Raw genomic sequence first — 12,829 nt, forward strand, 5'->3', positions numbered from 1 at the left:
TCCACAGACGCTGCCGGGAGTTCCTCCATGCCCCAGCCCATCGTTCGCTTCACCGACGTGACCAAGCGTTACGGCAATCTCACCGTGCTCAACAAGCTCAACCTGGAAGTCGCCCCCGGCGAGAAGGTGGCGATCATCGGCCCCAGCGGGTCGGGCAAATCCACCCTGCTGCGTGCGTTGATGACTCTGGAGAGCATCGACGAAGGCGTGATCGCCGTCGACGACGAACCACTGACCCACATGCCCGGCCGCGACGGTCGTCTGGTGCCGGCCAGCGCCAGCCACCAGCGCAAGGTGCGCGGCAAGATCGGCATGGTGTTCCAGAGCTTCAACCTGTTCCCGCACATGTGCGCGCTGCAGAACGTGATCGAAGCGCCGATGCAGGTGCTCGGCATGGGCAGGAAGGAAGCCACCGAACGCGCCGAGGACTTGCTCGCGATGGTCGGCCTGGGCGAGAAGCTGCGCCATTTCCCCTCGCAGCTCTCCGGCGGTCAGCAGCAACGCGTGGCCATCGCCCGCGCGCTGGCGATGCGACCCAAGGTAATGCTGTTCGACGAGGTGACCTCGGCGCTCGACCCGGAGCTGTGCGGCGAAGTGCTCAATGTCATCCGCCGCCTAGGCAGCGAGCACAACCTGACCATGCTGATGGTCACCCACCAGATGGGCTTCGCCCGCGAATTCGCCGACCGCGTGTGCTTCTTCCACCAAGGCTGCATCCATGAACAGGGCACCCCGGATCAGCTGTTCGGCAACCCGCAGCAGGAGCGGACGAAAGCGTTTCTGAGTGCGGTGAACGAGGCCAGTTGAGACAGCGCGCAACCTTGTAGGAGCGGCTTTAGCCGCGATTTTTCGCGGATGAATCCGCTCCTACAGAATCACGGCAATCCACTGGCCTGCGTCAGCAAGACTAACGCTGCTGACGCGCCTTGATCGCTGCCAGCATCTTCTGCGCCAGCGCAGCGTAGTCGCCGTCGAAGTGGTGGCCGCCCTTGATCATCAGGTGCTCCCCCGGGGCACCGGCTTCGGTGCAGCCGCTCTCGGCCGTCTCCTCGCTGCCGTAGATGCAATACACCTTGGCAGCCGGCACCTTGCGCAGTTCGGGGCCGGTGGGCGCTTCCGCACCATCCTTGCCGAGCCAGCCGCTGACAGCGATCTCGAAACTGCCGCTGCGGGCGAAGGCCAGCAGCAGCATGGCGTCGACCTGCTGTTGATCACTGGCCGGCAGGCGGTTGTAGATCGCCGGCAGCACGTCGGCGCCGAAGGAATAACCGGCCAGCACGAAGCGCTTCACCTGCCACTTGTCGCGGTACTGCTGCATCAGCCGCGACAGGTCGGCGGCGCTCTGTTCCGGGCTCTTGTGCTGCCAGTAGTAACGCAGGGTGTCGATGCCCACCACCGGATAACCGGCCGCGGCCATGTGCTCGGCGGACGCGCGGTCGAGGTCACGCCAGCCGCCATCGCCGGAATAGAACAGGGTCAGGGTATCGGCCGGTTGCGTCGAGGGGTGCTCGATCACCGGCATCGCCGCACCTTGTCCGGCGAGCAGGTGTTGCAGTTCATCGGCCAGCAGGGTCGGCAGCGGCGTACCCAGCGCACCGATCCGCGGCTCGCCGTTGCCCTGCTCGCGCAGGAACCGCGCGTTGTCATCCCCCGGATTGTCGTTCCACAGGGCGATCCAGTGGCCGTGCTCGGCCTTGCTCGGCAAAGGCTCGGGGCAATCGGGCTTGGCCAGGTCGAAGCCGACCGACAGCGCCTGGGCCTGATCATCGTGTTGCGCCGCCAGCCAGCGCCAGGCCGAGGCCGCCGCCGGGCCGATACCAGCCACCAGGGTCGGCGCGCCACCCAGGCGTTCGCTGGCCTGGCTGAGCAACTGCTGCTGCGCCTTGCAGTCCCCCGCGACGAAGGGCAATTGCAGCAGGCGCAGATCGCCCACTTCGGCAAAGCGGCGCAACGTGGTTTCGTCCAGCGCCTGGTCGGCCGGTACGAGCAGCAGCACACGCTGACGCGCGTCCCCCTGGCTCAGCAGTTGCGCCGAGGTGCCCTGTATCTGCACCGTCTGCAGATGCGGAACCGCACGCATCGACCACCACCAACCCACAGCGCCTGCAGCCAGGGCCACAACCAGCAACAATCCACCCAGCGTCCTTGTCGTCCTGCTCATCTCAACGCCTCACCAGTCCACCCAGGCCGCCAGCGATCAACGTGGCGGTGTCGGCCAATGCCACCCAGGGATCGAGCCCGGCCGGCACGGCCAGGTAGCGCGGCTCCCACTGCGGCAGGAACTTGTCCTTGAAGCGGCGCAGGCCCTGGAAGTTGTAGAAACTCTCACCGCGGTCGAATACCAGCGCACCGAGGCGCAGCGGCAGCGGCGCGCCCTTGCGCGTCTGCAGGCCGGCCAGCGGCACCATGCCGAGGCTGAAGCGGGCGTAGCCCTCGCTCTGGAACTGCTGGATCAGGCCGAGCATGAGGAACTCCATGGTCGACTTCGGCGCATCCGGCAGCACGCGCATCAGGTCGAGGCTGGCCACTGCGTGCGTCTCGCACTCCAGGAGGTTGGCAAAGGCCACTGCGCGGCCTTCGAAACGCACCACCACGACGCGGAAATGCGCCAGGTATTCGGGGCTGAAACGGCCCAGTGAGAAGCCCTTCTCGCGCACGCTCTTGCCTTGCAACCAGGCATCGGAGATCGCCTGCAGCTCCGCCATCGGCACCTGGCCGGGGGCGTGGAATTCCAGGCTCAGGCCGTCGCGCTGACCGCGGTTCCAGGTGTAGCGCAGGGCCTTCATCTCCTTACCGTTGCTGGCCAGGTCGAAGGTCTTCAGATCCACCAGCGCCTCTTCACCGAGCTTCAGCGCCGTCAGGCCGATATCGATGTAGCCGGGCAGGTTCTCCGCGCGCACCTGATAGAACACCGGCCGTGCGTGGTGACGGTCGCACAGGTCGCGGAACTGCCAGATCAGCTCGGCACGCGCGGCTGGCGGGCCGATGGGATCGAACAGCGCCACCAGGCTGCGCCCGCGACGGGCGTACATGAGGAAGGCTTCGCCATCGGGGTGGAACAGCAGGGCCTTGTCGCCACTCAGTGCCAGGCCGCCTTCGGGCTGGCGCGAGGCCTGGACGATGGCGCGCGCGCGCAGCAGCGCCTCGCTGTCCGGCAGGCTGATGCTCGGCGGCGTGGCGCGCAGCAACCAAGTCAGGCCGACGGCCAGCAGCACCAGCGCGCTGCCCAGCGCCGCGCGCAAGCCGCGCGGGGCATTGGCATCCAGCTCGAACTGCCACCACAGCTGATGGCTGTAGGCGACATCCTGGTAGGCGAACAGCAGCAGCCACACCGAGGCGGCGATCACCCCGGCCGTGGCCGCCAGCACCAGGCCGGAAGCCGGCACATCCATCAACCGGCTACGGCGGTAGAACTCGCGGCGAAACAACGCCAGCAGGCCGGCGATGGCCGCGAGAACCAGGGCCTCCAGCCAGTCGAAGCCCTTGAGCAACGACAGCACCACGCCCAGGCAGAGCAGCACCAGGGTCAGTGCCCAGGCCGCCGACAGGCGACGGCGCAACCCTTGCGCCAGCAGCAGGCAGAGCGTGCCAACCAGGCTGGCTGCCAGGTGCGAGGCCGCCACCAGTTGCGGCGGCATGAGGAACCCCAGCGCTTCCAGGCGCTCGTCCATGGTCGGCGTCACCCCGGAAAACAGCAGCACCGCGCCGGCGCAGAACACCAGCAGCGCCAGCAGTGGCGCCGCCATGCCGCTGGCGACACGCGCCACCTGACGCGGGAACCACAGCCGGCGTGCCTCGGCCGCCAGCAGTAGCAGCCCCGCAGCCACCAGGGGCAACACCACATAAAGCAGGCGGTAGAGCAGCATCGCCGCGACCAGCCCGGCCGGATCGATGCGCGAGGAAAAAGCCGCCAGCAGCACCGCCTCGAACACCCCGACGCCGCCCGGCACATGGCTGAGCACACCGGCGGCGAGCGCCAGCATGTATATCAGCACGAAGGAGGAGAACGGCGGCGCTTCGGGCAGCAGCAGGTACAGCACGCTGGCGGCGATCAGCACGTCGAGGCTGCTGATCAGCAGTTGCGTCAGGCTCATGCGCAGGCCGGGCAGACGCAGGCTGAAACGGCCCAGGTCGACTTGCCAGCAGCCGGGCGCAGGCCGTTCGGCCAGGCGTTTGCGGCTGACCAGCAGCACCACTGCCGTGACGGCGACCAGCACAGCGACGGCCACGACGGCCAGCACCGGCTCGGACAGGCGCAGCGCGGCCGAAGCATCCTCGAGGTCGAACAGCGCCGCCAGCGCCGCGAGAATCGGCAGGCTGACGCCGAGCGACAGGCTGGCGAACAGACTCATGCGCGCCACATCGCTGGCGCCAAGGCCATTGCGCCCATACAGGCGATACCGCACCGAACCGCCGGAGAGCGCCGACAGCCCGATGGCATTGCCGATGGCAAAGGCGCAGAAACCGCCCAGCGCCAGGGTCGGCGGCGGCAGGTCGACGTTGGCGTAGCGGCTGGCCGACCACTCGTAGGCAAGCATAACCACAAAGCCCAGCACGGTCGCCAGCAGGGCGCCGAGCAGCGCCTGCGGCGGCACCGCGGCCAGCGACTCGCGCACCTGATCCGGATTGATCTCGCGCACCAGGTGCCAGCAGGCGACCAGCGCCACGCCGAACAGCAACAGCGAGAGGCCGAGACCGATCAGGTGACGGTTGCGTTGCAGCCAGCCGGGTTGTGAAGGAGGAAGGAGATCAGGCGCGTCAGCGCCCTGGACGGGAAGTTCGGGTACCGCTCGACTCATGTCGAAAACGCCTCAGATGGACGCAGCCTCGGAGTGAGGTTTTGATCAGAGTGTAGATGTAACAAAATGTTCCACTGATCTGAAACTTTCGTACCGATTATTCCGGCTGGCCTTGCCGTTCAGGCCTCGCCGAGAAAACGCAGACCCGCCCCTTCGGCATCCACACGCATCACTTCCATTTTCAGTACCGGTGCGGGGAAGGGCAGATCCTGCACCTGGCCGATCACCTCGGAGCCGACCGACAGGCCGGTCATGTCCGGATGCTTCACGTAGACGCCGCTATCGGACAGGTCACGGGTCTGTGCCAGCAGCTCACCGAAACTGGGGTGGCTGATCTTGATCCGGCACTTCATCGGGGTACGCACCTGCTGACGCTGGTTCGGCATGACGGCTCCATAAAATGGACGAGCGATGTCGCCTTTAATAGCGCATTCCCGTGACAAGGCCCAGCGAACGGCAGAAAAAAGGCGCCATCAAGGCGCCTTCGTTCGTCATCGTGCTCGCTGGCAGTACGTCAGTACCACTTGGCCTCGCCGTCCGGACGCTTCTTGAAGCGCTTCATGCTCCACATGTACTGGCTCGGGTAGTTGCGCACGTAGCGCGACACCACTTCGCTCATCGCCGCCACGCCTTCTTCCACGTTGTCGCTGTACATACCCTCGGGAGCGGCCTCGAGGATCACCTTGTAGCCACTGCCATCCGGCAGGCGCAGCGCGTGCAGGAACACACCAACCGCCTTGCCGCCGGTGAGCATGCCGGGTACGAACTTGCTGGTCAGTGCGGTGGTGCCGAGAAAGGGCACGAAAACCCCCGATGAACGGCTCGGCTCCGGGTCGGCCGGAATGCCCACGGCGCCACCCCTGCGTACTTCCTTGATGACGCTGAGGATGCCTTCCTTGGTCGACGGCGCGACGCGGTTGCCCATCTGCACGCGCTGCTGCTGCAGCAGCTCGTCGACGGCCTTGAGCTTCGGCGGACGGTAGAAAATGATCGGTTTGCACTGGTTGCAGTAGAAGTGGTTGAGCACTTCCCAGTTGCCCAGATGGCTGGTGATGCCGACCACGCCCTTGCCGGACGCCAGCGCCTGCTGCAGCACCTCCAGGCCTTCCACTTCGCGCACCAGCTTGAGCGACTTGTGCGCTGGCCAGATCCAGGCGCAGGCGCTTTCGGTGAGGGTCTTGCCGATGTCCTTGAGGCTTTGCCCGACCAGTTTGTCCAGCTCGGCCTCGTTCAGCTCGGGAAAGCACTTGCTCAGGTTGATGCGCACCACGTCGCGCGAGCCGTTCGGCAGTTTCCACATCAGCCAGCCGATGGCATTGCCCACGGCCTGCACGGCGCGCCAGGGCAGCAGTGCGAACAGGCGCAGGAAACCAACCACCAAGGCGCCCTTGAGTTTTTCCACGACAGACTCCACCGCTCAGAAAAGCGCCAATTGTAGCGGCGCGTGACGGTGTAGTCAGTAAAGGGTCGTGCGAAGCCGTTGCTGCATGTCTCGCTCGTAGGCGTCCACGTCGAACTCTTCGACGATACAGCGGAAGATATCGCCAGCACTCGGCAGGCTGGCGCGCTCCACCTGGCGCGAGGTATCCCACAGGCCTGAACGCACTGCTGCCTTGGAGCACTGGAAGTAGCAACTGTCGATATGGATACGCAGCACGCTGCGCGGCAACTTGCCCTGGGCGCGGCCCAGCTCCAGCAATTCGGGGTCAAGGGAGATATCGGCGCGACCATTGACCCGCAGGCTCTCGCCAACGCCCGGAATCAGGAACAGCAGCGCCACCTGCGGGTTCTGCACGATGTTGCGCAGACTGTCGATGCGGTTGTTGCCGGGGCGATCCGGCAGCAGCAGGGTCCGGTCGTCGAGAATCTGTACGAACCCTGGCGCATCGCCACGCGGCGAGCAATCCAGGCCATCCGGGCCGGCGCTGGCCAGCACCACGAAGGGTGAGGCCTGGATCAGCGCACGGTAGGGTTCGATCAGTTGCGGCAGTTCCTTGCGCCGCGAGCGTTCGTGGCTTTCCCCATACAACGCCTGCAGTTCGTCCAGTGTGGTGATGGTGGTGGTCATGGCGCCCTCAGTTGCGCATAGCGGTCACAGTCGGTGGTGTGATCCATCACCATACCCGTGGCCTGCATGAAGGCATAGCAGATGGTCGGACCGACGAAGGTGAAGCCGGCCTTCTTCAGCGCCTTGCTCATCGCCTCGGCTTCGGGCGTTACCGCCAGCATCTGGCTACGGTCGCTGAAGTGGTTGACCTTCGGCACGCCGCCGACGAACGACCAGAGCAGTGCCACCGGATCCTCCAGCTTCAGCCAGGCCTGGGCATTCTGCCGCACGGCCTTGAGCTTGAGGCGATTGCGGATGATCCCCGGATCCTGCATCAGCACCTCGATCTCTTCGTCAGTGAGTCGAGCCAGGCGCTCGGGATCGAACCCATGCAGCACCTGGCGATAACGCTCGCGTTTCTTCAGCACGGTGATCCACGACAGGCCGGCCTGCGCGCCTTCAAGCAGCAGCATCTCGAACAGATGACCGGCATCGCGCTGCGGCACGCCCCATTCCTCGTCGTGATAGGCCTGGTACAGCGGATCGTCGGTACACCAGAAGCAGCGGGGCATGGCGGTAGGCCTCGGTCAGGGTCGAAGCGACGACTATAGCCGCAAAATAACTGGATATAAATACAGCCAAACGCATCATGGATGATGCCGATGTGCCGTACCCTGCGGCCTGCGCCGAGTTTCGATATACTCCCCGGCTTTCCCTCGCAAGCCTCCACAGGTGATTTTTTCGTGAGCCAGAACAAGCCTGCCGTGCGCACCTTCCAGGATCTGATCCTGGCCCTGCAGAACTACTGGGCCGAGCAGGGCTGCGTGGTGCTGCAACCCTACGACATGGAAGTGGGCGCCGGCACCTTCCACACCGCCACCTTCCTGCGCGCCGTCGGCCCGGAAACCTGGAATGCCGCCTACGTGCAGCCTTCGCGTCGCCCGACCGACGGCCGCTACGGCGAAAACCCCAACCGCCTGCAGCACTACTACCAGTTCCAGGTGGTTCTCAAGCCCAACCCGGAGAACTTCCAGGAGCTGTACCTGGGCTCGCTGAAAGCCATCGGCCTCGACCCGGAAGTCCACGACATCCGCTTCGTCGAGGACAACTGGGAATCGCCGACTCTCGGCGCCTGGGGTCTGGGCTGGGAAATCTGGCTCAACGGCATGGAAGTCACCCAGTTCACCTACTTCCAGCAGGTCGGTGGCATCGAGTGCTACCCGGTGACCGGCGAGATCACCTACGGCCTGGAGCGCCTGGCCATGTACCTGCAGGGCGTCGACTCGGTCTACGACCTGATCTGGACCGACGGCCCGTTCGGCACCGTGACCTACGGCGATGTGTTCCACCAGAACGAAGTGGAACAGTCCACCTACAACTTCGAGCACGCCAACGTCGAGAAGCTGTTCGAGCTGTTCGACTTCTACGAGAGCGAAGCCAACCGTCTGATCGAGCTGGAGCTGCCGCTGCCCACCTACGAGATGGTGCTCAAGGCCTCGCACACCTTCAACCTGCTGGACGCCCGCCGCGCCATCTCGGTGACCGCACGCCAGCAGTACATCCTGCGCGTGCGCACCCTGGCCCGCGCCGTGGCGCAGAGCTACCTGCAGGCGCGCGCCAAGCTCGGCTTCCCCATGGCCACCCCCGAACTGCGTGACGAAGTACTGGCCAAGCTGGAGGCGCAAGCATGAGTGCACAAGATTTCCTGGTCGAACTGGGCACTGAAGAGTTGCCACCCAAAGCCCTGAAAAGCCTCGGTGATGCCTTCCTCGCCGGTATCGAGAAAGGCCTCAAGGCCGCTGGCCTGGGCTATGCCGGCACCCGCGTGTACGCCGCGCCGCGCCGCCTGGCGGTGCTGGTCGAGCAGCTCGAAGAGCAGCAGGCCGACCGCAGCATGAACCTCGATGGCCCGCCCATCCAGGCCGCCTTCGACGCCGACGGCAACCCGACCCAAGCCGCCCTGGGCTTCGCCCGCAAGTGCGGCGTGGACATCGCCGAGATCGACCGCAGCGGCGCGAAACTGCGTTTCGCCCAGCACATCCCCGGCCAGCCAGCGGTAAACCTGCTGCCGACCATCGTGCAGGATTCGCTGAACGACCTGCCCATCCCGAAACGCATGCGCTGGGCCGCCCGTCGTGACGAGTTCGTGCGTCCGACCCAATGGCTGGTGATGCTGTTCGGCGACGCCGTGGTCGACTGCGAGATCCTCGCGCAGAAGTCTGGTCGCGTCTCCCGTGGCCACCGCTTCCACGCCAACCGTGACGTGCGCATCAGCAGCCCGGCCAACTACGCCGAAGATCTGCGTAGCGCCTATGTGCTGGCCGACTTTGCCGAACGCCGCGAGCTCATCAGCCGCCGTGTCGACGAACTGGCTGCGGCCGAGCAGGGCAGCGCCATCGTGCCGCCAGCGCTGCTGGATGAAGTGACCGCCCTGGTCGAGTGGCCGGTGCCGCTGGTCTGCTCCTTCGAGGAACGCTTCCTCGAGGTGCCGCAGGAAGCGCTGATCAGCACCATGCAGGACAACCAGAAGTACTTCTGCCTGCTTGATGCGAACGGCAAGCTGCTGCCGCGCTTCATCACCGTGGCCAACGTCGAGTCCAAGGATCCGGCGCAGATCGTCTCGGGTAACGAGAAGGTGGTGCGTCCGCGCCTGACCGACGCCGAGTTCTTCTTCAAGCAGGACAAGAAGCAGAAGCTCGAAGGCTTCAACCAGCGCCTGGCCAACGTGGTGTTCCAGGCCCAGCTCGGTTCGGTGTTCGACAAGGCTCAACGCGTGTCCGCCCTTGCCGGTTTCATCGCCCGTGAAGTCGGTGGCGACGCTAAGCGCGCCGCCCGTGCCGGCCTACTGTCCAAATGCGACCTGGCCACCGAGATGGTTGGCGAATTCCCCGAGATGCAGGGCATCGCCGGCTACTACTACGCGCTCAACGACGGTGAGCCACAGGACGTCGCCCTGGCGCTGAACGAGCAGTACATGCCGCGTGGTGCCGGCGCCGAACTGCCGAGCACCCTCACCGGTGCCGCCGTGGCGGTGGCCGACAAGCTCGACACCCTGGTCGGCATCTTCGGTATCGGCATGCTGCCGACCGGTTCGAAAGACCCCTATGCCCTGCGTCGTGCCGCCCTCGGCGTGCTGCGCATCCTGATCGAGAAGGGCCTGGATCTGGATCTGGCCGCCGCGGTCGACTTCGCCGTCGCCCAGTACGCCGGCAAGATCAAGACCGAAGGCCTGGCCGCCCAGGTGCTGGAGTTCATCTTCGACCGCCTGCGTGCGCGCTACGAAGATGAAGGCATCGAAGTGGCCGTTTACCAGGCGGTACGTGCGGTCACTCCGACCTCGCCGCTGGACTTCGACCAGCGCGTGCAGGCCGTGCAGGCCTTCCGCAAGCTGCCACAGGCCGCTGCCCTGGCCGCCGCCAACAAGCGCGTGTCGAACCTGCTGAGCAAGGCCGAAGGTGGCGTCGCCGCCCAGGTCGAAGCGCACTACTTCGACAACCCCAGCGAGTTTGCCCTGCACGCCGCCATCCAGCAGGCCGACCAGGCTGTACAGCCGCTGGCAGCCGCCCGCCAGTACAACGAAGCCCTGGCCAAGCTGGCCAGTCTGCGTGAGCCGGTGGATGCCTTCTTCGAAGCGGTGCTGGTCAACGCCGAGGATGCGCGCGTGCGCGCCAACCGCTATGCCCTGCTGGCTCGCCTGCGCGGGCTGTTCCTCGGTGTGGCGGACATCTCGGTACTGGGCTGACGCCAGACGCAGGCCGCGAAGGTTTTCGCGGCCTGCGTTCGTTTCCATCTCTGCTTCTGGCGTGGCTGCATGAAACTGCTGATCCTCGACCGCGACGGCGTCATCAACGAAGACTCCGACGCCTATATCAAGACGCTCGACGAGTGGCTTCCCATTCCCTCATCGATCACCGCCATCGCGCGCCTGTCGAAAGCGGGCTGGACAGTGGCCGTGGCCACCAACCAGTCCGGCATCGCTCGCGGCTACTACGACCTGGCAACCCTGGAGTCGATGCACGCGCGTCTGCGCGAGCTGGTGGCGGAGCAGGGTGGTGAGGTCGGCCTGATCGTTTACTGCCCGCACGGGCCGGACGACGGCTGTGACTGCCGCAAGCCGAAACCGGGTATGTTGCAGCAGATCGCTGCGCACTACGCCACGGAACTGGCAGGAATCTGGTTCGTTGGCGATAGCAGCGGTGACCTGCAAGCCGCGTTGGCCGTCGATTGTCAGCCTGTGCTGGTGAAAACCGGCAAGGGCGAACGAACCCTGGCCAAGCCACTGCCGCCAGGAACCCTGGTATTCGATGATCTGGCGGCGGTCGCCGATCAACTGCTCTCATAAGGTGTGAAGGTTCATGGCGATCGTGCAGGCATTCAGAGTCACGCTTTTCTACCTGCTGCTGTCGTCCAGCTCGTTCTTCTGGTGCCTGATCAGCCTGGTGGTCGCACCTTTGCTGCCGTTCCGCCAACGCTACCGCTTCGTGGTTCAGGCCTGGTGTAGCTGCGCCGTGTGGCTGGCCAAAGTGATCGTCGGTATCCGCTATGACGTGCGTGGCGTGGAGAATATCCCCGAGCGCCCCTGCGTGATCCTCTCCAACCACCAGAGCACCTGGGAAACCTTCTTCCTCTCCGCCTATTTCGAACCGCTCAGCCAGGTGGTCAAGCGCGAGCTGTTGCGCGTGCCGTTCTTCGGCTGGGGCATGGCGCTGCTCAAGCCCATCGCCATCGACCGCAGCAACCCCAAGGCCGCGCTCAAGCAATTGGCCAAGCAGGGCGACGAACGTCTCAAGCAGGGTGCCTGGGTACTGGTGTTCCCCGAAGGCACGCGGATTCCGCCCGGCCAGATCGGCAAGTTCTCCCGCGGCGGCACTGCCCTGGCGGTGAACGCCGGCCTGCCGGTACTGCCCATCGCGCACAACGCCGGCGAATTCTGGCCCAAGGCAGGCTGGGGCAAGCGCTCGGGCACCATTCAGGTGATCATCGGCCAGCCGATGTACGCCGAGGGCGACGGCCCGCGTGCCATCGCCGAACTCAACGAGCGAGCCTTCCAGTGGGCCTGCCGGCAGCAGGCCGAGCTGCGGGGCGAAGAGCCGCAGCTGAGCCGCCTGGGAGAGACTGCCTGACCTGTGGATAAGCTGTGCACGAAACACAATCAAAGCGCCACTATTGCTTGTATCTAGCTGATTTTCCTGGCGAATCGTCAGTGCTAGGAAAATCGCCTAACAGGGTATAAGTTGTCGCCTCAGTAGGGCGGGTTGCACCCGCCCTACTGAGGCGATAAATCCGCTTCTACCTCGATGGGTTCACAGTCTTGCCTGCGGCAATGGTCGAAGATGGGACAAGAAAGGGAATTCGCTGCCATGCCATCGATCTACCAGCTCAAACCGGCCTTCCAGAACCTGCTGCGCCCCGGCGTCGAACGTCTGTACGCCCGTGGCGTCACCGCCAATCAAGTCACTCTGGCCGCTGCCGTCGTCTCCGTGCTACTCGGCGTCCTGCTCGCTGCTTTCAGCCACATTGCCTGGCTGTTCGCCCTGATCCCCCTGTGGATGCTGCTGCGCATGGCACTGAACGCCGTCGACGGCATGCTCGCGCGCGAATTTGGTCAACAATCGAAGCTGGGGGCTTATCTCAACGAGCTCTGCGACGTGATCGCCGACAGCGCGCTGTATCTACCCTTCGCTCTCGTGGCAGGCGTCTCGCCGCTGCTGGTGATTGTTGTTGTGCTGCTGGCGGTGATCAGCGAATACGCCGGCGTGCTTGGCCCCATGGTCGGCGCCTCTCGCCGCTATGACGGACCGATGGGCAAGAGCGATCGCGCCTTCTGCTTCGGCGTGCTCGGTGCAGGCGTCGCCACCGGTCTGCTCACAGCCCTATGGATCAATTCCCTGCTGGCTGTGGTCTTAGCACTGCTGCTCTATACCCTCTATAACCGCGTTCGCCATGGGTTGGCCGAAACGGCCTGAGCCCTCTCAAGGAATAA

General features: G+C 65.1%; 12 protein-coding genes. 6 read left to right on the forward strand and 6 right to left on the reverse strand.

Translation table 11 applies throughout. The features are described 5' to 3' along the window. The first annotated feature begins 27 nt into the window (after positions 1-27). On the forward strand, positions 28-807 hold the full coding sequence (gene ehuA, locus C7A17_RS10225) for an ectoine/hydroxyectoine ABC transporter ATP-binding protein EhuA (RefSeq protein WP_106737928.1): 780 nt from the start codon (positions 28-30) through the stop codon (positions 805-807). Positions 808-907: 100 nt separating this feature from the next. Here ehuA and C7A17_RS10230 read toward each other — a convergent pair whose 3' ends face one another. The 6 genes from C7A17_RS10230 to C7A17_RS10255 form a co-directional block, all read right to left on the reverse strand. Beyond that, positions 908-2,161 (reverse strand): virulence factor family protein, encoded by a 1,254-nt coding sequence (locus C7A17_RS10230; protein WP_394337065.1) that lies wholly within the window; start codon positions 2,159-2,161, stop codon positions 908-910. 1 nt (position 2,162) lies between these two features. Then, positions 2,163-4,799: a bifunctional lysylphosphatidylglycerol flippase/synthetase MprF gene (mprF, locus tag C7A17_RS10235; protein WP_106737930.1), complete on the reverse strand. Its 2,637-nt coding sequence runs from the start codon at positions 4,797-4,799 to the stop codon at positions 2,163-2,165. Positions 4,800-4,918: 119 nt separating this feature from the next. Continuing rightward, positions 4,919-5,185, reverse strand: a complete 267-nt coding sequence (locus C7A17_RS10240) for a PilZ domain-containing protein (protein ID WP_106737931.1) — start codon at positions 5,183-5,185, stop codon at positions 4,919-4,921. A gap of 128 nt (positions 5,186-5,313) precedes the next feature. Continuing rightward, complete coding sequence (locus C7A17_RS10245) at positions 5,314-6,201, reverse strand: lysophospholipid acyltransferase (RefSeq protein WP_106737932.1); 888 nt, start codon at positions 6,199-6,201, stop codon at positions 5,314-5,316. 54 nt (positions 6,202-6,255) lie between these two features. Further along, positions 6,256-6,867 (reverse strand): pyridoxamine 5'-phosphate oxidase family protein, encoded by a 612-nt coding sequence (locus C7A17_RS10250; RefSeq protein ID WP_106737933.1) that lies wholly within the window; start codon positions 6,865-6,867, stop codon positions 6,256-6,258. Then, positions 6,864-7,418 (reverse strand): DNA-3-methyladenine glycosylase I, encoded by a 555-nt coding sequence (locus C7A17_RS10255; RefSeq protein WP_106737934.1) that lies wholly within the window; start codon positions 7,416-7,418, stop codon positions 6,864-6,866. The genes C7A17_RS10250 and C7A17_RS10255 overlap by 4 nt, the downstream gene beginning before the upstream one ends. Before the next feature lie 171 nt (positions 7,419-7,589). Here C7A17_RS10255 and glyQ point away from each other — a divergent pair, with 171 nt between their 5' ends. The 5 genes from glyQ to C7A17_RS10280 all read left to right on the forward strand — a co-directional run bounded on the left by glyQ (position 7,590) and on the right by C7A17_RS10280 (position 12,812). Continuing rightward, on the forward strand, positions 7,590-8,537 hold the full coding sequence (gene glyQ / locus C7A17_RS10260; RefSeq protein ID WP_003241960.1) for a glycine--tRNA ligase subunit alpha: 948 nt from the start codon (positions 7,590-7,592) through the stop codon (positions 8,535-8,537). Beyond that, positions 8,534-10,588 (forward strand): glycine--tRNA ligase subunit beta, encoded by a 2,055-nt coding sequence (glyS, locus tag C7A17_RS10265; RefSeq protein WP_106737935.1) that lies wholly within the window; start codon positions 8,534-8,536, stop codon positions 10,586-10,588. The genes glyQ and glyS overlap by 4 nt, the downstream gene beginning before the upstream one ends. A 69-nt stretch (positions 10,589-10,657) precedes the next feature. Beyond that, entirely contained in the window at positions 10,658-11,188 is a 531-nt protein-coding gene (gene gmhB, locus C7A17_RS10270; protein ID WP_106737936.1) for a D-glycero-beta-D-manno-heptose 1,7-bisphosphate 7-phosphatase, read from the forward strand. Positions 11,189-11,201: 13 nt separating this feature from the next. Beyond that, positions 11,202-11,969 carry a lysophospholipid acyltransferase family protein gene (locus C7A17_RS10275; protein ID WP_106737937.1) on the forward strand — a complete coding sequence of 256 codons (768 nt, stop codon included), beginning with the start codon at positions 11,202-11,204 and terminating at the stop codon, positions 11,967-11,969. Between the two features lie 237 nt (positions 11,970-12,206). Next, positions 12,207-12,812: a CDP-alcohol phosphatidyltransferase family protein gene (locus tag C7A17_RS10280; protein WP_106737938.1), complete on the forward strand. Its 606-nt coding sequence runs from the start codon at positions 12,207-12,209 to the stop codon at positions 12,810-12,812. Positions 12,813-12,829: the final 17 nt, after the last annotated feature.

Source organism: Pseudomonas mendocina (assembly GCF_003008615.1).
Taxonomy (GTDB): Bacteria; Pseudomonadota; Gammaproteobacteria; order Pseudomonadales; family Pseudomonadaceae; genus Aquipseudomonas; species Aquipseudomonas mendocina_C.

Coding starts and splice junctions, on each gene's coding strand:
- ehuA (WP_106737928.1), top strand. CDS start 28: ATGCCCCAGCCCATCGTTCGCTTCACCGACGTGACCAAGCGTTACGGC.
- C7A17_RS10230 (WP_394337065.1), bottom strand. CDS start 2,161: ATGAGCAGGACGACAAGGACGCTGGGTGGATTGTTGCTGGTTGTGGCC.
- mprF (WP_106737930.1), bottom strand. CDS start 4,799: ATGAGTCGAGCGGTACCCGAACTTCCCGTCCAGGGCGCTGACGCGCCT.
- C7A17_RS10240 (WP_106737931.1), bottom strand. CDS start 5,185: ATGCCGAACCAGCGTCAGCAGGTGCGTACCCCGATGAAGTGCCGGATC.
- C7A17_RS10250 (WP_106737933.1), bottom strand. CDS start 6,867: ATGACCACCACCATCACCACACTGGACGAACTGCAGGCGTTGTATGGG.
- C7A17_RS10255 (WP_106737934.1), bottom strand. CDS start 7,418: ATGCCCCGCTGCTTCTGGTGTACCGACGATCCGCTGTACCAGGCCTAT.
- glyS (WP_106737935.1), top strand. CDS start 8,534: ATGAGTGCACAAGATTTCCTGGTCGAACTGGGCACTGAAGAGTTGCCA.
- gmhB (WP_106737936.1), top strand. CDS start 10,658: ATGAAACTGCTGATCCTCGACCGCGACGGCGTCATCAACGAAGACTCC.
- C7A17_RS10275 (WP_106737937.1), top strand. CDS start 11,202: ATGGCGATCGTGCAGGCATTCAGAGTCACGCTTTTCTACCTGCTGCTG.
- C7A17_RS10280 (WP_106737938.1), top strand. CDS start 12,207: ATGCCATCGATCTACCAGCTCAAACCGGCCTTCCAGAACCTGCTGCGC.